Genomic DNA, 21,764 nt, shown 5'->3' on the forward strand with positions numbered 1-21,764 from the left:
GGTAATAATATGTCTGTTAAAGTTTCAATTCTTTGTGTTTGTTATAATCACTCTAAATATATTGAAAAAACAATTAATAGCTTTCTCAACCAGTCCTGTGATTTCGAATTTGAAGTTATTGTTTATGATGATCTCTCTACGGACAATAGTAGAGAAATTATTGATGAGATATGTGAAAAGCATTCGAACATAGTTCGAATGTATACTGATGAAAATCTTTACTCTAAAGGCATCCGAACTCTAGCATTGTCACACTTATCACCAAAGGCTAAAGGAGAGTACTTAGCTTTTTGCGAAGGTGATGACTATTGGATAGATAATACAAAGCTACAGAAACAATTTGATGCTTTAGAGGGGAACCCAAATATAGACCTTTGCTTTCACCCAGCATACTCAGAGGACCCAGAAGGCAATAGAGAGCTAGTCTCAAATCATTTTGAGGGGACCCATTACGTTTCTACTGATGAAGTTATACTAGGAGATGGTGATTACTGCCCAACAGCATCTTTATTTATCCGTAAGTCTGCTTTATCCCTAGCTTCATCAAGCACTATTAAATTAATGCCATGTGGGGACTATTTTATGCAGATTATGTCTTCTGTAAAGGGAGGCGGAGTCTACTTACCTGAACCAATGTCTGTATATAGAATTAATCAAAAAGATTCTTTTTCAACAAGGATATCCTCGTCCTCTCACGAAAATCAGAGAGACTTTTTGTTAGCAATGGCCAATAGTTTGGAGTCACTAAAACAAGACTTGGATGGAGTGAACTTAAAGTCATTTAACAATCGAATAAGAAAATATAAACAGAGAGCGCGAAAATCTCAAAGGAAGGCGATAAAGGAGAGGATCAGAAATCTAATATTCTCTAACCCTTCCCAATAAAATAGGTGAGCGATATGTTTATGGCCCACCTATTTATTTAGTTTATTTTTACACAGCCCCACTCTGGGAAGTGCTTACATACATAAGCATTGAGCTCTTTCTCTGCTTCTGAGTAAACACGAGCTGGTTCTTCAGTATGGTTTAATTGTATCGATGACACCATACCCGCGCCGACAGTCACGTTACTAATGCGGTCAATAATGATAAAAGCGCCAGTTTGAGGTAGCTGCTGATAAACATCCATTGCAACTTTATCGGTAAGCTTTATTGAGGCGAGTGCAATCTCGTTTAACTCAAGGCGCGTATTTTTATGATCATGCTGCTTAAGTGTATTGACATCAACCTTATGCTCAATTTGAGAAACCTTACCTGTACAGGTTTTAGTCGCAAATTTGAATAGGTATTCTTTATGCGTTTGCATCGGAGATTCATCCATCCAAACGATATGAGCTTGGTAAGCGTCTACAACCTCCGGAATGTTGTTGGAATGGACAAGCATATCGCCGCGTGACACATCGATTTCATCTTCAAGCGTTAGGGTGATGGCTTGACCCGGCATTGCTTCTTTTAGCTCACCATCGAAGGTAAAGATAGATTTGATGCGAGAAACTTTGTTCGATGGAAGAGCAGTAACCTCATCACCAACCTGTACAATGCCTGAAGCAAGGGTGCCACAAAAACCACGGAAGTTTAGGTTTGGGCGATTGACATATTGCACTGGGAAGCGCATGACTTCAGTGTTGATGTCTTGGTTAATCTTAACTGTTTCAAGCAGCTTCATTAATGTAGCGCCAGGGTACCAATCCATGTTCTCACTTGGAGTGACAACATTGTCGCCTTTTAGAGCAGAGATTGGCACAAAGCGGATATCCTTGATGTTGAAGTTCTTTGCCATATCTCGGTAATCGGCTTTGATTTTCTGATACACCTCTTGGCTGTAGTCCATCAGATCCATTTTGTTAACGGCAACGATAACGTGCTGAATTCCAAGTAGACTACAGATATAGCTATGACGACGTGTTTGCGTCTGGATACCGTGGCGAGCATCAACCATTACAATCGCAAGATCACAGGTAGAAGCACCCGTAACCATATTACGAGTGTACTGTTCATGTCCTGGAGTGTCGGCGATGATGAATTTACGCTTGTCGGTTGAGAAGTAGCGGTAGGCAACATCAATCGTGATGCCTTGTTCACGCTCGGACTGTAGACCGTCGACTAGTAGTGCTAAGTCGAACGCTTCATCTGTCGTATTGAACTTTTGAGAATCTTTTTCGATCGCAGCCATTTGATCTTCATAAATCAGCTTGCTGTCGTATAGCAGGCGACCAATCAGTGTAGATTTGCCGTCATCAACGTTACCACAAGTTAAGAAACGAAGTAGGTCTTTGTTTTCATGTACGTTTAGGTACGCTTCAATGTCTTTAGCGATAAGCTCAGAGCTATGAGACATAATGACTTCCTTTTAAATGTATTCTTTTTCAGTGAGCGCTTGAATCACTTGGTCGGCACACGCTTCGACAGACAGCTCAGCTGTCTTGATGTGAATTTCTGGAGATATAGGCGCTTGGTACTCAGAGTCGATGCCAGTGAAGTGTTTAATCTCACCTGCGCGTGCCTTTTTATACAGGCCTTTAGGATCTCTTTGCTCGCAGATTGCGAGTGGAGTATCAACAAACACCTCTAAAAACTCGCCTTGCTGCATTAACTGGCGCACTTGCTCTCTATCTGAGATAAATGGCGAAATAAACGCGGTCAGAACAATGTTCCCGGCATCGACAAATAGTTTAGCCACCTCGCCAATGCGGCGAATGTTCTCAATACGGTCTAGATCACTAAAGCCAAGATCTTTGTTTAGACCGTGGCGCACATTGTCACCATCAAGAAGGTAACTATGTTTACCTAACGCTAATAGCTTGCTTTCTACCGCGTTAGCGACGGTCGATTTTCCTGAGCCACTAAGTCCGGTAAACCAAAGTACAACAGGCTTTTGCTGCTTAAGCGCAACACGATCTTCATGAGTTACGCTGGTGTTATGCCAAACCACATCGTCACTCACAGACTCATTGTGCTTCTTTTGATACGGCGAGGTCATAGTTAGAAGTAACCCTCACGTTTCTTTTTCTCCATGGAGCCAGAGCTATCATGGTCAATGGCACGGCCTTGGCGCTCAGAAGTGGTTGTAAGCAGCATCTCTTGAATGATCTCTGGTAGCGTTGTTGCTTGAGATTCAACCGCTCCCGTTAATGGGTAGCAGCCTAGTGTACGGAAGCGAACCATGCGTTGTTCTACCGTCTCCCCTTCACGAAGCTCCATGCGATCATCATCTTTCATGATCAACATACCGTCACGCTCAACGACGGGACGCTCTTTTGCAAAGTACAGGCTTGGAATCTCGATGCTCTCTAGGTAGATATATTGCCAGATATCCAGCTCAGTCCAGTTAGAAAGAGGGAATACGCGAATGCTCTCGCCTTGGTTTACTTTGCCGTTGTAGATATTCCAAAGCTCAGGGCGTTGATTTTTAGGATCCCAGCGGTGATGTTCATCACGGAAAGAGTAAACACGCTCTTTCGCGCGAGACTTTTCTTCGTCACGACGAGCACCACCAAAAGCAGCATCAAAGCCATGATTATCTAAGGCTTGTTTTAGGCCTTGTGTCTTCATGATATCAGTATGTTTTGAGCTGCCATGCACAAATGGGCTGATGTTCATCGCAAGCCCTTCTGGATTTTGGTGCACAATCAGCTTCATACCAAGCTTTTTCGCCATGTAGTCACGAAACTCAATCATTTCTTTGAATTTCCATGTGGTATCAACATGCATAAGTGGAAACGGGGGAATGCCAGGCGCAAAGGCTTTCTGCGCAAGGTGTAGCATCACTGAAGAGTCTTTACCAACAGAGTAAAGCATCACTGGGTTATCAAACTCGGCAGCTACCTCACGCATAATATGGATAGATTCTGCCTCAAGCTGCTTAAGGTGAGTCATTCGTTGTGGAGAAAGTTTCATTCCGGTCTCTCTTTGATTCGATGAGGGAGTTAAACGCCATAGATAGTTGTGATAGCCGTTAATACTAAACCGCTATACGTAATACTCATCGGCACCCCAATCTTTATATAATCCTTGATACAGTACTGACCTGCATTGTAAACCATTAAGTTGGTTTGGTATCCATATGGGCTAATAAAGCTTGCACTTGCGCCGAACGCGACAGCTAAAATATAGCTGTGAAGATTTGCATCTAGACTCGTCGCGAGGGCATAAGCAACGGGGAAGACTAAGGCCGCCGCCGCATTGTTGGTGACCAACTCCGTTAGCAATAAAGTGACCAAGTAAACCATGATAAGCCCTGACAATGGGCTCATAAATTCAGCTTGTTCTGTCATTGCGCTCCGCAGGAGGTCGACTGCTGTACTATTATCTAATGCCTGAGACAGCAAAAGTGCAGATGAAATTACTAGCCATATCTGGACTGGTAGCCTTCGTATAATTTCATTCGTTTTCAGTGCTCCAGTTAATAGTAGAACACCAAGCAACAAGATCAGGTTGTGCAGCAGTGGAGCTATCTCCATAGCTGCGAGGGCGATAGCACTAAAAAAGCCAAGAACAGCGACAATTTCTTGTGGTCCTTTGAGCAGCCTATCGGCTTTTAGCGCTTGGAGCTGGATAAAGTTTTTAGCGATGTTATTTCTCTGGTGATAGTCATCACCTACAGCGAGTACCAGATAGTCACCAGCTTTTAAGGTAACTTCACCGAGCTTTCCGGAAACCGTGTGGCCATCGCGTCGGATCGCGACAACTGCAGCGTTGAACATAGCGCGAAAGCCAATTTGTTTTAAGGTCTTATTTACTAAAGCACTTTCAGGGCGTAATACGACCTCTTTGAGATCATGACTTAGTCTTTCGCCTTTATGAGCAAAGAGTGATAAGCCCGGGAAGTGATTCAGTTGAGTTACTTTTCTAATCTCTCCACAGAATAATAGGCGATCATTTTCCTCTATTAACTCATGTGGTGATACTGGTGAAATAGTTCTTCCTTGGCGATGAATCTCGACTAAAAACAGAGAGTTTAGATTTCTCAGCCCGTTGCGCTGAATAGTTTTACCGATAAGTGGGGAGTTTGGTTCTACCTCAGCGTCAATGAAGTATTGAGCTTGAGTATCTGCTCGTTCAATGTTGCTAGGTAGCCAATGGCTAAGTAAAAACAGGGTGAGCCCGCACCCAAGTACAACAATGCTGCCAACAAGTGAAAAATCAAAAAAGGAGAGACTAGGTAGCCCAGCATCGAGCACCATACTATTGACGATTAAATTCGTCGAAGTGCCGATCAGCGTTAGTGTTCCGCCAAGGATGGCAGCAAAAGATAGGGGAAGTAGCAGTTTGCTGGCTGGGTGAAGGGCATTGGCACGTATTGGGGCGATCATGGTAGAGACCACCGCTGTGTTGTTTAGAAATGCTGAAGACAATGTGGTTATCGAGAACAGTCGAACCCAGGTAGATTTATAGCTAGGTTTGATGACTAATTGCGAGATTCTACGAAGTAGTGAGGTCTTTTCTAAAGCTAGCGAGCAGATGATAAGTAGTACCAGCGTAAGTACGCCAGGATTGGCAATACTGCTAATGAGTTGCTCTGTCGATACGGATCTGCTGCTATATAAAACAAGCAAAACTACTCCAAAAACCTTTTCAGGTTTGTTTTGATACCTTGTGACAAGGGCAATTATTGCAATCACAAAAACGGTAATGACAAAGTAGGCTGAATGGGTCTGTGACATTATTTAATTGCTTCAATTGTTTTTTGAGTCGAGTTTAAATAGCCTTGAATAAAATCACTCATTTGCTGAGAGTTACTATGTTGAAAGCGCTCTAGTACTTTACTCGCTAGCTGAGTTTTATCGGTAATGTCTATAATATTCAGAGCAATCATGTCTTCTACAATCGCTTTGAAGTTGAAGTAACTAGGGCCTGATATCACTGGAACGTTGAGTGCGACTGGTTCAAGCACATTATGTCCACCAACTTTATCCCCAAGCAAACTCCCAGCCATAAAGCAAACATCACTGGCACCAAGGAGAATCAGCATTTCACCCATAGTATCAGCAAGGTATACCTGTGTATCGGCGTTAACTATTGCAGCATTGGTTCTTCTGGTGCTATTAAAGCCGGAATTTTGGCAAAGCGCAAACACATCATCAAATCGTTCCGGATGGCGAGGAACCAAAATAAGTAATGCATTTGGATGAGATTTTAAAACTTGTCTATGTGCATCTAATACCTGTTCGTCCTCGCCTTTGTGGGTGCTAGCTGCAATCCAAATCGGACGATCGTTTCCAAGTTGGGCTCGAAGCTGCTGTCCTTGCTGTTTCACTTGCTCTGATATTTGAATATCGAACTTAATCGAGCCAGTAACGGATAGTTTCTTTTTCTCAACGCCTAAGCGTTCGAAGCGCTCTGCATCTGAATCCGTTTGGCAGAGTACTTGAGTTAGGCATGGATGAAGCTGGTTAAAAAGCCGCTGTATTTTGGCGTAGTTCTGACACGATTTTTCAGATAGGCGCGCATTTACGACAGTTATAGGGACACCCGCTTTGTGAACATTGTGAAGCGTGTTTGGCCACAGCTCAGTCTCAATGATCAACATCTGTTTTGGTTGCACTGCTTTAAGAAAACCTTTGATAGCAAACCCAAAGTCAATTGGCATATAGCGGTGTTCAATTAAATCACCCAACTTAGCAATCTGTTCAGCTCCGGTACTTGTTGTTGTTGTAACTAGAATAGATTGTTCGGGGTTTTGTTCCTTAAGGGCTTTGATTAAAGGTGTTGCTGCTATGCTTTCACCAACAGATACGGCATGTATCCAAATAGGTTTGTCGTTGCTTTTTAGCTTGGGGGTTATGCCAAAGTGCTCTTTCCAGCGAGAGCCGAACTTAGGCTTATTTGGTTTGCTCTTGTACAAACCAAATAAAAGCAGCGGTGACGCTAGGGCGAGTAGTAAGGTATAAACAATACGAACTAACATGAGCTTATCGTAATGGCGTCAAGTTTTTGGATGCTATCTAGCACTTGCTTAGGCGAAAGTTCTGTCAAGCACTTAAGGTGTTTGTATTGACATTCACGCTGGAAACAAGGGCGACAATCAATATCGGTATGAACAATCTCCACTTTTTCTGCGAGTGGGGGGGTGTACTTCGGTGAAGTTGAGCCATACACGGCAACAACATTACAACCAACCGCAGCTGCCACATGCATTAAGCCTGAGTCATTCGCGACAACAGTCTTACATGCAGCAAGGAGATCGACTGCTTCAATTAAGCTGGTTTGGCCTGCCAGAACATGAATGTGCTCATGGAATTGCGTCGGAACAAGTGCGCGAATATTGTTACAAGTCTCTAAGTCCTTTTGAGAACCAAACAACCAGATTTGGTGCCCAGAACGAGCCATTTGCGTCGCAACTTCAGCGTAGTGTGTTTCGGGCCATTTTTTGGCAGGACCAAACTCTGCTCCCGGGCACAGTCCAATAATTGGTTGGTCTTGCGTTAAGTTGAACTTTTTGAGCGTGGCTTGTTGCTCTGCCGCGTTGATTGCAAGGCGTGGGCGAGGCAAGGTTTCAAGCCCGCCGAGAGAGTTAGAATCCACCATTTCTGCTTTTGGATAAGCTAACGCTACATAGCGCTCTACCATGTACTGAAAAGACTTCATGTTAGGGCGTAAGTCGTTCAATAAACCATAGCGCATTTCTCCCTTCCAGCCAGTACGAAGGGGAATGTTGGCAAACCATGGGATCAGTGCTGATTTCGCTGACTTAGGCAAGATATAGGCGTGGTCATATTGCTTTTCACGTAATGATTTGCCAATTTCCCTGCGGCCTAATAAGTTAAACTCACCATGACCGATAGGCATTTCAATCGCTTGATGGATTTCTGGCATACGCTCAAGAATCGGTTTACACCATCCTGGAGCGATAACGTCAATTTGGCTATCTGGATGGCGTTGCTTTAATACGATATATAACGATTGCGACATTACCATATCGCCGACCCATGCAGGGCCAATGACTAAAATCTTCATGCTTTGTTTTTCCAGTATAGGAATTTCAAAATTGACTCATAAGTTCTAAAAAGTTCAGCGTATATTTTATTCGCAAGAGTCATTTTGGATTTATCTTTTCTTTTACCACCAATCGTCGAAGCAATCTCTGCTCTAGTAAAGAGATCTGGAGACACGCTGTAGACTTGAACACCATGTCTCCATGGTTTTTCCATGTAGTCATCGACTGGTTCAATAAACTCTTGAGCATGCATAACAAACTTTGAGGCTGCTTTAGGTGTAACGATATAAGCGGTGGTACCACAAGTGCCTGCTGAGTATCCCCCTAGCATATGATTATCATCAATCGGTACGATTGGGGTGAATACACGCTTCTGAGTGGCAGACAACTTGATGTAGTCATAATTAGAAGTCAATGGAAGGGTATGTTCGAGTACTTGCTTCAGCCCTTCTACGGGGTCGACGTTGTCTTCTAAGATGACGATCGGTTCATCAAGCTCAACACAGCGAACCCACAACTCGTAATGGCTTGCAAAACAGGCGACTTCACTGGTTTTTAATTGATACCCTTTGCGGCGTAGAGTAATGGTAGGACGACTTTTTTCTGAATGAAGAAAACGGTCAACAGAGCCATCTACTGCATCAAAAAATTCAAACGTAATGTCTTGTTGTTTTAACTTTTCTTCAATACGTTCTCGGCGATCTAGCGATCGAGCCAAGCTTACGACAAATACTTTCACTGCACTTTCCAGTCGCTGTTATATCTTGGTTTAAACAAATTGTAATAGTTATTGCCGTCTTCTTGAGAGTGCAGCAACTGTAGTACCCACATATATTGTTCGGGTTTATCACCGACAAAATATTCAATGGCTTCATTACAGGTACGAGCGTCTTGCTCTTCGCCTTTATCCAGCTCAAACGCTGGTAAAATCTCAATATCAAACGTACCATCTTCAGTGTTCATCGACGCAAATAGAGGCAGTACTTTTGAGCGTGATAGTTTCGCAATTTTGCCTAAACCAGGTAGCGTTGCTTTACGTGTTGCAAAAAAATCCACAAACACACTATGCTCTGGGCCGTGATCTTGATCAGGTAGATAATACCCTACATAGCCATCTCGAATGGATTTCAGAAAAGGCTTAATGCCACCTGAGCGTTCATAAACACGACCACCGTATTGGACCCTTTGCTTGTGCATCAGCCAGTCAGCAACATCATTCTTTTGCTTCTTCGCCATTGCAGAAACTGGCATTCCCATTGAAGCGAGCAAGATAGCAGGCACATCAATAGCCCAAGAGTGGGGAACCATTAAAATTACATTTTCGTTGCTATCAATGTGCTGTCGTAAAATGTCTAGGCCGCGAATTTGGCAACGGTTCTGAAGCCATTTTGGTGAGCGTAAACTTAGTAACCCGAAGCGAAAAAAGAACATGGCCGCTGTGTAGAGTGTTTTTTCTATCAAAGCTTCACGTTCTTGGAACGATTTTTCCGGAAAACACAGCTCAAAGTTAACCCTCGCTCGATGAGCTGGACCTTTGTGGGATTTAGACAGTTTTTTGGCTATGGTTTTCGCCAACCACTTTTGTAAACCCAGTGGCATTAATGATAACGGTAAAAATAAGATAACACCTAACCACGTGCCCCAGTACTTAGGCGACAGAAAGTGGCGCTTAAACTCAGGGTTATATGCTTTGGGGTCGAAGTCATCACGTTTTATTGTCATGGCGTGTCTAGTTACCTATTCGTGTACGGGCGAAGTGGTTTAAATGAGAAAAAGATAGTTAGGAATGATACAGGCTATTGCACTTGAGTAAAGGTGGCAGGTTATGGTTCTACCACCTTGTGGTGCTTAACTGTTTTGGATAGTTAAGTATTCGGCAACGCCTTCTGCAACTGTCTTGAATTCAACATCACAACCTGCGGTGCGCAGTTTGGTCAGATCCGCTTGTGTGAATTCTTGGTAAGCGCCTTTTAGGTGCTCAGGGAATGGGATGGTTTCAATTTGGCCTTTGCCATGATGCTTGATAACTGCTTTTGCTACCTCTTCAAAAGATTCAGCACGGCCAGTACCACAGTTAAAAATGCCTGATACGCCGTTTTCTAAGAACCACAGGTTTACTTTACATACATCACCAACGTAAACGAAGTCGCGTTTGAATGATTCGCTGCCCGCGAACAATTTAGGATTTTCACCTGCGTTAAGTTGGTTGTTTAGGTGGAATGCAACTGATGCCATGCTACCTTTGTGGTCTTCACGTGGGCCATATACGTTGAAGTAGCGGAAGCCGGTGATTTGAGAAAGGGTCTCACCATGTTCTTCAGCATCTTGCCATAGGCGACGAACGTAGTTATCAAACTGCTGTTTCGAGTAACCGTATACATTCAGTGCGCCTTCGTATTCGCGTTCTTCAACGAAAGTCTCTGTATCGCCGTAAGTGGCTGCTGAAGAAGCGTATAGGAATGGAATCTCGCGATCTAAACAGTAATGCAGCAGCTCTTTAGAGTACTCATAATTGTTTAGCATCATGTACTTACCATCCCACTCAGTCGTTGCAGAACAAGCACCTTCGTGGAAAATTGCCTCAATCGGACCAAAATCATCGCCCGCCATAATTTGGGTCAGAAAGTCGTCACGATCCATGTAATCTGTGATGTCCAGATCAACTAAGTTCTTAAACTTTTTGCCATTTTTTAGGTTGTCGACAACCAGGATATCGTTAATACCAGCTTCGTTTAGTGCTTTAACAATGTTGCTGCCGATCATGCCAGCGCCACCAGTTACGATGATCATAGAACTTCCACCATAGATTAAAATTTTCTCAGGAATTCTAGCAAGAAACGAAAAGTAGCGCTATTGGAAGCAGGAAGATAGGTTTTAGTCTTCTATGACTCAGTATCTATATATGAAAAAGGGAGCCGCAGCTCCCTTGATTACTTTATTATTCCACATCCGAACGGTTAGGTCTTTGGTACCAAGGATTTCGTTCGTCGGTTAACTCAATTAAGCTGTATTTTCGGCCGAGCTTCTGCCCTCCGTCACGAGTAAGAGGCTGCCAACTAAAGTTCGCACGATTGTTACTTGGCTTAACGGTCATGATGTCAAACGGAATCGACAAGTAGAAACCTTTAGTAAAGCTACCTTCACCAAATTCGTCCGCAGACAAGTCTGTAAATGAGGCAAAGGCGCCAGCAATTACGCCACTCTTGAACTGCTTAGAAATATTGATTTGTGTACCTACATCACCAGCTAGGAACTGACCAACATCGACTTGGATCATCAAATCTTGTAGGAAATCCCATTGAGGGTAGTAGTAACCAGATACAAAACCAGTGAAGCCTTTATCAATAACTTGGAACGGACGTCCATATTCTGGCACGTTTTGCCATTTCTCATCGTAAACACCAAAGTAACTTTGTGGATCACGTTGAGAAATTAAGTTGACGTCAGCGCCAATCGCCCAGTTAGCTCCTTGTGGTCGGTAAAGAAACTCGGTACCTACTCCGGCAAACATGCTCTCCAGATAACCCGCGTAGAATTGCTGGTCCATCGTATTGGAATACTCTTGGAACCAAGTCAATTGTAAGTTTGACATGGTTACAGCATGTTCATTTTGGTAAGCTCGGAACATGGTGCGAACACGAGGAACTGTAGTGCCATCAGGTGGAGTTACATAGATAAACTTATCGTAGTTGTTATACCAATCCCAGTACAGTGAGCCACCGATCTCTAGGTTGTCAGCTAACCAATAAGAAGCACTGCCACTCAAGCCAATACTAAACAAATAAAAGTCTTCTGCGCTTCCCAGTGTTTGAACTAACTTTGGTGCAAAGCCCCAATCAAAGCGCTCAAATCCATCATAGACAGACTCTCCTGTTGGCTTAGTAGTAGCTATGGAGGTGGTATCTTCTATTTTCGGGTTGATATAATTGACTTGAGCAAAGTCGCGATATTTCTCTTTAGAAATAATAGTTTGCTCACTGATTAAGCCTCGGTTACGTTCATTGATCGCATAGATATCAATACCGTCAGGCATTTCATTATGGAGTACAGCTGCGGCTTTTTCGTGTGCTTCGTTACGGTCACGATATTTCTTCTGCTCACCAACGACAGTTACTGTATTATCATCGACATAAATGCGCGTGTTTTGGTAACCAGCAATTTTATCTAAATCTTCTGTTACACGTTCCCAGTCAACATCAGATAGTTCTTCAGGCTGGTTATCTTTCACTTCAGGGGTTGGTGTGTCTCGCCAGAATGATGGCATATCATTGAAATTAGTGTTTAGCGTTAAGCCCGCGACCAACGTGTCTCCACGTTCATAGCTTAAACGAAAATCGGCCATTCCTAGGCGGTAGAGCACTCCAAAGTTCCACGGTGTGTGCGGGGACATGTCTACACCCGCCATTACAGCTGGAAAGTCTTCGCTATAGTCGTTGCTATCATATTCTAATTTCAAACGAAGAGGGGAATGTAGAGTTTGATATTCTATCCCACCGAACAAAGCTGCTGAGCCTTTAAAAGCACGATCTAGGTTCGTGGTGCCTCCACTGGCAAGTGTGTCTGAAGGGCGTTCGCAGAAACTCTCAGAAAGCTTACATGTTGGATTAGATATGTTATTTCTAGTTCCTAAATACCCCCAACCTATCCCCAGTGTAAAATCGAATGTTCCAATATTGCTATTGGACCAACGTTTTGTTGCTGCGATGAATTCACCATCAAATAGTCCTGTTCCAGCAAAGTCTCGGACACCGAGAGAGACCTCAGGAATATACTGAGACTCTTTTAGCAATCGAACTTTGAAGTCTATACCTTTATCGGTGTACTCATTATCAACATTAGGAAAAGTTGGATCGTAGGGTATTGATGCTACTCTCGTATAACGAATAGTCGTCTCCAACCAAGGCATAACTTGTAATGTTGCATTATAAAAAAGGTATTCATCACTTCCGGTGACAGAAAAGTTGAACTCACCTTCTGGTGCCATACGTCCTGTTGGCATCTGCATTAAACCAACACCACCAAAATCAGATTGGGAAGGTTGTAAAGAGGGAGCTTCAAACGGCATGTCTTGAGCCCAAACCAATGCTGGGCCCATTAAAGAAAGGGTTAAGCTTTTTCTAATTGGCATCATTGCGGTCTCTTTGTGGAGTTTGGTATCAGTTGAGTGAGTAGGCGGACAATATCTTGATCCATTTCGGAGTGTTCAAAATCACCAAACGGGACATATACCAATGTCAGAGGTGGTAAGTAATATTGTGTTGTCAACCAAGCTCCATGATGCGGCTTAACTACGTGTCCATCTGGGTAAATCAACACTGGCGCATTTGATAATGTATCAATGTTACTTTCCAAGTTCTCTATTTGTCTTTGTAAAGGGATGCCTGCCTGATCCTTAACGGAATACACATTATTTAGGTTTCCTACGTAATACACTTTCTCTTCGCGTAGAGGAGTCGCTAGAGCGTAGGTACCGTGCAAAAGAGGATTATCGAATTTATTTAGTCGAATTTTATCAACATCAATTGCAGATAGTGCTCGTGGCGCAAAGCTTTGCTTCTTAATGAATTTGTAGAATGGATGTGCAACCAAATTGTGCTGGATCATTTGATTGAGTACCGAGTTCTTTAAAGCGGTAGACGTTTTCTCAGCACGATCCGATTTATCAAACAAAGTCGTACCAAGAGGGTATTGTAGTGAGACGTTGTGTTCTGAAGCGAGTGCTAGCACACTTTCTAAACGAGCAGGTACTTGGAATTGTAGCTGTTTACCCACCTGAAGCAACTCAACATTTAATGACTGTGTTGTAGAGGTTTCTGTTTGAGCTAAACTATATGAGCTCAAAAGTGGCATGACCAAACATAATAATGTGATTAGTTGCTTGCTCATGATTTACTATACCCCTTTAAAATGGTCAACTCAACCGGGATCATATTAGGTCCTAAATATTGTAAGGTTTTAACAACCTGACCTAGTTCATCAACCCAATAAATATTTTCGATACCGTGGGAAAGACTACTAAACTCAACAGTTTCTTTATATACATTGGTCGTAGCGCTAGACATTGGTGTCGTCAACGTTTCTTGACCTGAGTAAGAACGAGTCACACTTGCTGGAAAGCCATAACGATATTGTGTTGCCCAGTCGTATGAGAGTGCGTAGTTAACAGAGGCTGAATCAGAGGAAAAATCTGGCACATCACCATAAACACCCGCTAAGTCCCCATTCTGTAGACCTATCGTTTTGACGATATGCCCATTCTCCGTAACGATCATAGCTTTGTCAGCACTTACCCATTTCAGTTGTATTTTTCCATTGAGAGGATTTTGCTCTGCAAAAGCTAAAACAACAAAGACCTGTTTTTGATTCCCCAGTCTCAAATAGGCACTGGCATAAGGAACTGCGTTTATTTCGTCTGAGGACATCTCTACATCGATGTAGTTACCGTATGCTTCTTGGACGGTTGCTGAAACATCATTGAACTTTTGTGTACAACCCTGAATTATGAAGAATAACGGAAGAGTGAGAAGTGGGCGTATCCATTTAGACGCTTTGAAGATATTCATTGTACCCTCTTGTAAATAAAATCGCCCTGATTATTTCAGGGCGATCAGCTGGACTATACTAGAGCTAAATTATTTAGCTACTGAGCCAGAGCCAGAATTAGAGTTTGTTGCTGTAGACGAGTCACTATCTGACGCTGCAACTGCCACTACAGTTACAGCTGCTGCTGCACCTACTGCTACGGCTGTTGTACCTGTTGCAGATGCAGAAGCTGCGCCTGCTGAACCTGCTTCTTCTGCTGCAAATGCAGTTGATGCGCTTAGAGCCATAAGAATAGCTAGAGCTGTATTCTTCATTATTAATCCTTGTATATCCGGTATAAAAACATCGATGTTTGGTAGCATAAAAAATGCTCCAAACTATATTCTAGATAAAAAAGCGTTAGCATGTAAATAGTTTCTTATTTTGCCAGGCTTCCGATCTCATTCCTAACACCAACGTGACATAGCGCGGTTATCTTATTCCCTTACTTGCTGATAAACCATCAAGCGTGCATAATTTGGCGGCCTGTTCCTTCAGTATGGCTTAAGTGTTTGGAGGGAGCTGGGCGCTTGAATATAAAGAAAGCGATACAGTGGCTAACGCTCAACGCCGCCGGGCGGTAGCGTGCCAAAAATCAATAATTAATGAGTCTTCGAGGCGTACGTTGAAGTCCGTAGCACTCATTATTACCAGTACTAGGAACTTTTACGTGATAAGAAAACAGCATTGTTTAGGAATACTTAGTGTACTGTGCTTAAGCCTGAGTTCTTTTTCAGCATCTGCCGATTTTTACGCTGGTGCACTAGTGAGTTACTCAAATGCCGAATTGAAAAGCTCGCCTTCTGAGTCCGTGAAAGAGGGAAGCCCCTTTCTTCTTAGTGCGCAAGCAGGGTACTTCTTTAACGATTATATTGGTTTAGAAGGACGCTATGGAACGTCAGTTCAGCGTGATAGTGGGCTTGCCGTTGATAGTGCAATGAGTGGCTTTTTTAAGCTAAATATGCCTGTTTCAGAGCGAGTTGCACTTTACGGTTTAGCAGGGTACTCGAGCGTTCAACTTGACTTACAAAATGTAGGCTCCGACAAAGAGCAAGGATTCAGTTTTGGGTTAGGTATGCATTACGCTTTGAACAAACAAAGCGCAGTTGTGTTTGAGTTCGTTGATAACGTTTCAGAAAACCAAGTTCGCCTTAACTCGATTACACTGGGTTTCCAGCACAGATTCTAATTTAAATACCTAGAACTCAAACTTGAGCGCTAGGGCCTTTTATCCAATTATTATAGTGGCATATCATGTTTAAAGGATATCTCTCCATTGCCGTTTGTGTCTTGGCAAGCATGTTTGCGTCTTACTCGACTGCGCAAACACCTACTTCAGAACAAATCAAAATGTTTCAGAACTTACCAGCAGATCAGCAGCAAGCACTGGCGAGTAAGTATGGCTTTAGTATCCCTTCAGGCTCTTCTTCCCAGTCTACGTCATACTCAAATCCGCAAGTTATTCAACCTAGAACTCAATTGAGTGGGGCGAGTTCTACTGAAGTAGAAAAAATATGGGATACTAAAAAAGAAGATGATGAGTTACAACGCTTTGGCCTTGAACTCTTTGCTGGCTCTCCAAGTACCTTTGCTCCGATAAGTGATGTTCCAGTTCCGGCTAATTACACTGTGGGTGCAGGCGATGAAATCATCGTGCAGTTATTTGGTAAGGAGAACGAAACACATCGCTTACGTGTAAATCGCGCAGGAACAATCAACTTTCCTTCTCTTGGGCCAGTAAATGTTGCAGGTATGCACTTTTCTGATGTTAGAGACTCTCTAACGCAACGTGTAAAAGAGCAAATGATAGGTGTTCGTAGCGATATTTCATTAGGTGAACTACGTACCATGCAAGTATTTGTTATGGGCGATGCATATAAGCCAGGAGCGTACACGGTTAGCGCATTAACGACAATATCACAGGCTATCTACTACAGCGGTGGTTTTGGTGAAAGTGGGGCACTAAGAGATATTCAGCTAAAGCGTGACGGAAAAATTATTCGTAAGTTGGACATGTATGATCTGTTACTAAAAGGTGATGCGAGTGATGATGTGCGCTTACTACCGGATGATGTTGTTTTAATCGGCTCTGTTAAAGATACAGTCTCTATAGAAGGCGAGATTAATCGTCCTGCAATTTATGAGGTTAAGCCGGGTGAAACCTACCAACAACTTATTCAAATAGCTGGTGGTTTTACTGCCAACGCGTATAAAGAACAGCTAGAAATCAAACGCTATGCAACGCATGGGACTCGTGAAGCGGTCACTCTCGATTTTAGTAAGAGTCAAGATAAGCAAAGCAAAGTAAAAAATGGCGATGTTATTAAAATCTTGAAAAAAAGCGAAGAGCTTACTCGATATGTTCAAATCGAAGGGGATGTCAGACACCCTGGGTATGTAGAGTGGCATCAAAGTTTGCGTATTGCTGATTTGTTTAAATCTGTCGACTCTGCATTTAATGCCACTGCTGATGTTAACTACGCCGTTGTTGTTCGAGAAGTTAATACTCAACGTGATATCGAAGTATTTCAGATAAACCTCGCGAACGCGATTTTATCTCCTAACAGCAAAGACAATATGTCTCTACGTTCTCGTGACCGAGTTCTAGTCTTCAACCGGTTCAATAACGAAGATTTAGATACACTCGCTAATGATGAAGAAATTACAAAAGCGAAAACACTCGAGCAAGCTCAAAAACAGGCGGAGATGGAGCAACAGAAAGAACAGCAACAGATGAGCTCGTCTGTTGCTATGGTTAATAACCCTGCAGGTTCGATAATCGCAGGTAACAATGCGATGACTAGCAATAATCCGCAACAAACTAATTTCAATAACCAACAGAATTATGTTGGCTGGAACCAGCAAGCAAAAGAAGAAAGAAAAATTATTTTCCGCGGTAAAGAGATTACAGAGGAAGACTTTGAAAAGCTGAAGCAAAATACTCGTCGCACTTTGCTTGCACCAGTATTGTTACAACTCCAACAACAGTCTCGTTTGGGGCTAGCCCCTCAAATTGCAGAAGTATTTGGTGAAGTGAAGCACCCTGGGCGCTACCCGATTACTCCAAGAATGACGGTATCAACGCTGATTGAAGCCGCTGGTGGTTTGACTTATAACGCATTCACAATTAGCGCAGAGTTAGCACGAACCGCGATTAATAGTGCAGATGAGCGTGCTTATATTGATGTTGAACGGATTGATTTACGTAAAGCAATACAAGGCGGTACCTCAGACGATGCAGTTATCGTGGGCCGAGATCGTTTGAACATCTTAGAAAAGCCAAATGTGAAGCTACAAAGCACAGTAACTTTACAGGGTGAAGTTCGCTTCCCTGGAACCTATACATTGCGCCAAGGTGAAACCTTAAGTGAGTTATTGGGTCGAGCTGGTGGTCTGACAGAATTTGCTCACCCTCAAGGAGCAATATTCACGCGTGAGGCATTGCGCTTACAAGAGCAGAAGCTCTTAAATCAATACGCCGCTGATATGCGCGCAGAAACTGCGAAGAAAACATTCAGGGCCGACAGCAATATTGGTTCCGTAATTACCGATCCACAGAAAACGCTAGCATTTGTTGAAGAAGCAAGTCGCAGTAAGGCGCTTGGGCGTATGGTAGTGCAGCTAAACCGTATCTTCAAAGGTGATCGCTCAGCAGACTTTATGTTAGAAGACGGCGACTTCCTCTTTGTACCTACCTTCCGCAACACAGTTTCAATTATGGGTGAAGTTCAGGTTCCAATTACTTACTTGTTGGATAACAGACTTGATGTTAATGATTACTTGAACAAAGCAGGCGGTGCGAAGAAACAAGCGGATGAAGATCGCATCTTCGTAGTTCGTGCTGACGGCTCTGTTTACAAACCATCCTCTGGTTACTGGTTCGGTAACAACCAGGAGGAGCTGGAGGCTGGTGACACAATTGTCGTACCAATTGATACCGATTACCGAGATGCGCTAAGCACTTGGACAGCTGCAACACAGATCCTGTATCAGACAGGGGTAGCAATAAATGCTCTGAAGTAAAGCAAGAAAGCTCTTAATCGATGATTAAGAGCCTTTACTTAATTTATGACGAATAAGCTGGAATAGTAAAAGTATTCTAAGATGCTAACTATCCACGAATGGAACAATCAATAATGTCAAATGAAGATCGTGACCAATACAATTTGCCTACCAATGAAGTATATCGTCCAGAAGACGAGATTGGTTTAACTGACTTATTTATGGCTCTATGGAAAGGCAAGTGGATTATTATAATTACCACAGTTATATTTGCTGTTGGCTCTGTAATCTATGCGTTAAATCAACCAAACATATATAAAGCTTATGCATTGCTCGCACCGACAGAGAGAAGTGATAGTGGAGGACTAGAGAAAATAGCCGGTCAGTTTGGCGGCATAGCAGCTCTAACAGGTGTTAGCCTTGGTAGTGGAGATACATCGAAAACTGATCTGGCAGTTCAGGTGATGTCTTCGAGAAAGTTTATAAGTTCATTTATTGGGAGTCATGATTTACTGGTACCTTTGATGGCTACTAAAGGCTGGGTGTTGGAAGATAATACATTGGTCATTGATGATGACATATATAGTGAAAGTAACAATAAGTGGTTACGAACTCCTGATGGTTTAAGAGGGGAGGCCCCCACAGAACAAGAAGCATATGAGCTTTTTATCAAAGATATATTTAGTATAAAGCAAGATAAGTCAAGTGGTTTATATACTGTCTCAATGACATATTACTCCCCATACATTGCGAAACAGTGGGTTGATTGGATAGTAAATGAGATCAATAGAGTTATGCGTGAGAGGACAATATCAGAAGTGTCCAACAACTTGGTTTATTTAAAGCAGCAGCTCAATAAGACATCTGTAGCTGAAATGCAAAGTACGTTTTACAAGTTAATAGAAGAACAAACAAAGAAACTAATGCTTGCAGAAGCGCAAGAGGAGTTCATTTTCAAAGTAGTTGACCCAGCGGTTGTTCCCGAAGTTAAAGTTAAACCATCAAGAGCACTCATCTGTATTGTTGGTACATTATTAGGTTTTATATTGGGTGCAATGGTTAGCATTGTTCTATCTATATATAGAAAACGATAAAAATAAAACAAATTGATATTATAAAGTTTTGGTGAATGATATGAAAATTGGCATTTTATGCTATCAGGGGCACGAGTTGGAAAAAATGAAAGACTCTGTAAGAAAGTCTGGTGCGGATTATAAAGTTATTGATTTAATGTCTAATGACTGGCTTGATAGCTGCGAAGAAAATATTGATGGATATATCGTTCGCCCTCCATGTAATTATCAAGAGCATAAGACAATATTTGATGAAAGAGTATATTTCATCAATGAGGTTTTGAAAAAGCCTATATACCCATCTTTGAATGAAATATATACATATGAAAACAAAAGAAATATGTGTCTGTTTCTAAAGCATTTTGACATACCTCATCCAAAAACCAGAATTTATTCTAGCAAGCATGAAGCTCTCTCAAATCTTGAGGATATTACATTCCCAGTAGTTTCAAAGAGTAATATTGGAGCTGGGGGAAGCGCTGTATCAATTATAAAAGATGCAAAGCAGTACAAAAAATATATCGATCGTGTTTTTGGTCGATTCAGCCCAGAGTTAGCTTTAGGTTTAGTTCCATGGATCTCAACTAAAGGGATTAAAGTTCCTCGATTTGGTCGAGCTCAAAAGCACTACGCTATCATTCAGGATTTCCTGAACATTAAGTGGGAATGGCGAATGATACGTATTGGAGATAGCTATTTTGGTCATCAAAAGTTGTTGGGAGAAAATGGCTATGCTAGCGGCTCTGAACTGGTTGGCTGGAACAGGCCTACGGACGAGCTACTGCATCTTCTTAAAGATGCAACAGACAAAATGCAAATGCGATGCATGGTTCTCGATGTCTTTGAGACCACAGAGGGTGAGTATTTTGTCAACGAAATGCAGTCGGTTATTGGTGCATACAGACCGTATCAAATGAAAGTAGATGGAAAACCTGGCAGGTTTAAGCTTGAAGATAATCAGTTTGTCTTTGAGGAAGGTATACATTGTGACAACTCTTGCTGGGATCCAAGAGTGAATGATTTTATAAAAATGCTGCATGAAGGAGTATAGAATGAAAAAGCTAGCTGTATTTGGTCGGTCAGCCAAAAAACATGAGAAACGAATTGCGATACATCCAGACTTTCTAGAACGGTTCCCAAGTGATGTAAGAGAACATATGTATTTTGAAAAAGGCTATGGAGAAGCCTTTGGTATCAGTGATGCTTTTTTTGAACAAGAGTTCGGAGGCGTTCTAGATCGCGAGAGTTTGTACACATACTGTGACGTATGGCTATTACCAAAACCTACAACGGAAGACTTCAAATATTTTGATGAAGGTAAAGTCCTTTGGGGATGGCCTCATTGTGTGCAAGGTAAGGAAATTACTCAAGCAGCAATCGATAAGAAAATGACAATAATTGCTTGGGAAGCCATGTACGGTGGGAATGACAATACCCATATTTTCTATCGTAACAATGAGCTGGCTGGTTATGCAGCAGTTCAGCACATGATGATGTTAAGTGGCAAGAATGGCTTTTTTGGTAAAAGAATTAAAGCTTGTGTGTTAGGTTTTGGGGCTACGGCTCGAGGTGCTATTAGCAGTTTAAAATCTCTCGGCATTAATGACATTTCTGTTTACAGCAAAAGACCTAGCTATTTAATTAATGCGCCAGTAGAAAGTGTCGACTACAAGCAAATGAAGCTGGATGGCAATAACGTTATTCTAGAAACTGATGATGCTCAATACATAGATAGTCACAAAGCACTTGAACAATATGATGTGATCATTAACTGTGTATTACAAAATCCTACAGATCCATTGATGTTTATCCGTGATGAAAGCTTTGTCGATTCTTTGGATAAGCAAATTGATATCATTGATATCAGTTGTGACGAAGGTATGGGTTTTTACTTTGCTAAACCTACAGACTTTGATGAGCCAGCATTTACCGTAAAAAACAAAGTTTATTACTATTGTGTAGATCATACTCCAACTATCTATTGGAAATCAGCCTCATATGAGATTACCAAGTCAATATTTGACTATATACCTATGCTGGTATCGGATAGCTGGAAAGAAAATAAAACACTGCTCAAGGCATTAGAGATAGAAAATGGCAGAGTGGTCAATAGAAAAATTTTAGATTTTCAGCAGCGTGGTGAAGAGTATCCTCACGATAGACTTGCTTAA

The 21,764-nt window shown here is 42.2% G+C and carries 18 protein-coding genes and 2 pseudogenes; 7 read left to right on the forward strand and 13 right to left on the reverse strand.

The genetic code is table 11. The features are described from left to right. Positions 1-9 precede the first annotated feature (9 nt). Positions 10-885, forward strand: a complete 876-nt coding sequence (locus R8N28_RS07710) for a glycosyltransferase family 2 protein (protein WP_054576846.1) — start codon at positions 10-12, stop codon at positions 883-885. A gap of 37 nt (positions 886-922) precedes the next feature. Here R8N28_RS07710 and cysN read toward each other — a convergent pair whose 3' ends face one another. From cysN to R8N28_RS07775, 13 genes are all read right to left on the reverse strand, one after another. Next, positions 923-2,338: a sulfate adenylyltransferase subunit CysN gene (cysN, locus tag R8N28_RS07715; RefSeq protein WP_054576847.1), complete on the reverse strand. Its 1,416-nt coding sequence runs from the start codon at positions 2,336-2,338 to the stop codon at positions 923-925. 12 nt (positions 2,339-2,350) lie between these two features. Continuing rightward, positions 2,351-2,980, reverse strand: a complete 630-nt coding sequence (cysC, locus tag R8N28_RS07720; protein WP_054576848.1) for an adenylyl-sulfate kinase — start codon at positions 2,978-2,980, stop codon at positions 2,351-2,353. Positions 2,981-2,982: 2 nt separating this feature from the next. After that, positions 2,983-3,897: a sulfate adenylyltransferase subunit CysD gene (cysD, locus tag R8N28_RS07725; RefSeq protein ID WP_049534422.1), complete on the reverse strand. Its 915-nt coding sequence runs from the start codon at positions 3,895-3,897 to the stop codon at positions 2,983-2,985. 29 nt (positions 3,898-3,926) lie between these two features. Further along, on the reverse strand, positions 3,927-5,663 hold the full coding sequence (locus tag R8N28_RS07730; protein ID WP_054576849.1) for an SLC13 family permease: 1,737 nt from the start codon (positions 5,661-5,663) through the stop codon (positions 3,927-3,929). After that, positions 5,663-6,907: a lipid IV(A) 3-deoxy-D-manno-octulosonic acid transferase gene (gene waaA, locus R8N28_RS07735; protein ID WP_054576850.1), complete on the reverse strand. Its 1,245-nt coding sequence runs from the start codon at positions 6,905-6,907 to the stop codon at positions 5,663-5,665. The genes R8N28_RS07730 and waaA overlap by 1 nt, the downstream gene beginning before the upstream one ends. Continuing rightward, positions 6,901-7,956: a lipopolysaccharide heptosyltransferase II gene (waaF, locus tag R8N28_RS07740; protein ID WP_005379458.1), complete on the reverse strand. Its 1,056-nt coding sequence runs from the start codon at positions 7,954-7,956 to the stop codon at positions 6,901-6,903. Before waaF ends, waaA begins: the two co-directional genes overlap by 7 nt. Further along, positions 7,953-8,675 (reverse strand): glycosyltransferase family 25 protein, encoded by a 723-nt coding sequence (locus R8N28_RS07745; protein WP_005379459.1) that lies wholly within the window; start codon positions 8,673-8,675, stop codon positions 7,953-7,955. Before R8N28_RS07745 ends, waaF begins: the two co-directional genes overlap by 4 nt. Further along, a complete protein-coding gene (gene lpxM / locus R8N28_RS07750; RefSeq protein ID WP_005379461.1) occupies positions 8,672-9,658 on the reverse strand; it encodes a lauroyl-Kdo(2)-lipid IV(A) myristoyltransferase in 987 nt (328 codons plus the stop codon). Before lpxM ends, R8N28_RS07745 begins: the two co-directional genes overlap by 4 nt. A gap of 126 nt (positions 9,659-9,784) precedes the next feature. Beyond that, on the reverse strand, positions 9,785-10,726 hold the full coding sequence (rfaD, locus tag R8N28_RS07755; protein WP_005379462.1) for an ADP-glyceromanno-heptose 6-epimerase: 942 nt from the start codon (positions 10,724-10,726) through the stop codon (positions 9,785-9,787). A 148-nt stretch (positions 10,727-10,874) separates the two neighbouring features. Further along, complete coding sequence (locus R8N28_RS07760; protein ID WP_318183342.1) at positions 10,875-13,067, reverse strand: YjbH domain-containing protein; 2,193 nt, start codon at positions 13,065-13,067, stop codon at positions 10,875-10,877. Beyond that, a complete protein-coding gene (locus tag R8N28_RS07765; RefSeq protein ID WP_213971429.1) occupies positions 13,064-13,822 on the reverse strand; it encodes a capsule biosynthesis GfcC family protein in 759 nt (252 codons plus the stop codon). Before R8N28_RS07765 ends, R8N28_RS07760 begins: the two co-directional genes overlap by 4 nt. Further along, positions 13,819-14,499 (reverse strand): YjbF family lipoprotein, encoded by a 681-nt coding sequence (locus R8N28_RS07770; RefSeq protein ID WP_140278278.1) that lies wholly within the window; start codon positions 14,497-14,499, stop codon positions 13,819-13,821. Before R8N28_RS07770 ends, R8N28_RS07765 begins: the two co-directional genes overlap by 4 nt. Before the next feature lie 69 nt (positions 14,500-14,568). After that, positions 14,569-14,793 (reverse strand): hypothetical protein, encoded by a 225-nt coding sequence (locus R8N28_RS07775; protein WP_025503633.1) that lies wholly within the window; start codon positions 14,791-14,793, stop codon positions 14,569-14,571. Between the two features lie 395 nt (positions 14,794-15,188). Between R8N28_RS07775 and R8N28_RS07780 the strand changes: the two genes are divergently transcribed. From R8N28_RS07780 to R8N28_RS07800, 6 genes and pseudogenes are all read left to right on the forward strand, one after another. Further along, on the forward strand, positions 15,189-15,707 hold the full coding sequence (locus tag R8N28_RS07780) for a porin family protein (RefSeq protein WP_213971428.1): 519 nt from the start codon (positions 15,189-15,191) through the stop codon (positions 15,705-15,707). Positions 15,708-15,772: 65 nt separating this feature from the next. Next, positions 15,773-17,272: pseudogene (locus tag R8N28_RS27455) on the forward strand (SLBB domain-containing protein); the annotation flags it as partial. 120 nt (positions 17,273-17,392) lie between these two features. Continuing rightward, positions 17,393-18,541: pseudogene (locus R8N28_RS27460) on the forward strand (SLBB domain-containing protein); the annotation flags it as partial. A 113-nt stretch (positions 18,542-18,654) separates the two neighbouring features. Next, entirely contained in the window at positions 18,655-19,614 is a 960-nt protein-coding gene (locus R8N28_RS07790; protein WP_086046462.1) for a Wzz/FepE/Etk N-terminal domain-containing protein, read from the forward strand. 40 nt (positions 19,615-19,654) lie between these two features. Continuing rightward, positions 19,655-20,644 carry an ATP-grasp domain-containing protein gene (locus R8N28_RS07795; protein WP_213971426.1) on the forward strand — a complete coding sequence of 330 codons (990 nt, stop codon included), beginning with the start codon at positions 19,655-19,657 and terminating at the stop codon, positions 20,642-20,644. A 1-nt stretch (position 20,645) separates the two neighbouring features. Next, positions 20,646-21,764 (forward strand): N(5)-(carboxyethyl)ornithine synthase, encoded by a 1,119-nt coding sequence (locus tag R8N28_RS07800; protein WP_213971425.1) that lies wholly within the window; start codon positions 20,646-20,648, stop codon positions 21,762-21,764.

It is taken from the genome of Vibrio sp. Vb1554, assembly GCF_033344235.1.

Excerpts from the sequence above, each read along its gene's own strand:
- R8N28_RS07710 (WP_054576846.1), top strand. The coding sequence starts at position 10 with ATGTCTGTTAAAGTTTCAATTCTTTGTGTTTGTTATAATCACTCTAAA.
- cysN (WP_054576847.1), bottom strand. The coding sequence starts at position 2,338 with ATGTCTCATAGCTCTGAGCTTATCGCTAAAGACATTGAAGCGTACCTA.
- cysC (WP_054576848.1), bottom strand. The coding sequence starts at position 2,980 with ATGACCTCGCCGTATCAAAAGAAGCACAATGAGTCTGTGAGTGACGAT.
- cysD (WP_049534422.1), bottom strand. The coding sequence starts at position 3,897 with ATGAAACTTTCTCCACAACGAATGACTCACCTTAAGCAGCTTGAGGCA.
- R8N28_RS07730 (WP_054576849.1), bottom strand. The coding sequence starts at position 5,663 with ATGTCACAGACCCATTCAGCCTACTTTGTCATTACCGTTTTTGTGATT.
- waaA (WP_054576850.1), bottom strand. The coding sequence starts at position 6,907 with ATGTTAGTTCGTATTGTTTATACCTTACTACTCGCCCTAGCGTCACCG.
- waaF (WP_005379458.1), bottom strand. The coding sequence starts at position 7,956 with ATGAAGATTTTAGTCATTGGCCCTGCATGGGTCGGCGATATGGTAATG.
- lpxM (WP_005379461.1), bottom strand. The coding sequence starts at position 9,658 with ATGACAATAAAACGTGATGACTTCGACCCCAAAGCATATAACCCTGAG.
- rfaD (WP_005379462.1), bottom strand. The coding sequence starts at position 10,726 with ATGATCATCGTAACTGGTGGCGCTGGCATGATCGGCAGCAACATTGTT.
- R8N28_RS07760 (WP_318183342.1), bottom strand. The coding sequence starts at position 13,067 with ATGATGCCAATTAGAAAAAGCTTAACCCTTTCTTTAATGGGCCCAGCA.
- R8N28_RS07765 (WP_213971429.1), bottom strand. The coding sequence starts at position 13,822 with ATGAGCAAGCAACTAATCACATTATTATGTTTGGTCATGCCACTTTTG.
- R8N28_RS07770 (WP_140278278.1), bottom strand. The coding sequence starts at position 14,499 with ATGAATATCTTCAAAGCGTCTAAATGGATACGCCCACTTCTCACTCTT.
- R8N28_RS07775 (WP_025503633.1), bottom strand. The coding sequence starts at position 14,793 with ATGAAGAATACAGCTCTAGCTATTCTTATGGCTCTAAGCGCATCAACT.
- R8N28_RS07790 (WP_086046462.1), top strand. The coding sequence starts at position 18,655 with ATGTCAAATGAAGATCGTGACCAATACAATTTGCCTACCAATGAAGTA.
- R8N28_RS07795 (WP_213971426.1), top strand. The coding sequence starts at position 19,655 with ATGAAAATTGGCATTTTATGCTATCAGGGGCACGAGTTGGAAAAAATG.
- R8N28_RS07800 (WP_213971425.1), top strand. The coding sequence starts at position 20,646 with ATGAAAAAGCTAGCTGTATTTGGTCGGTCAGCCAAAAAACATGAGAAA.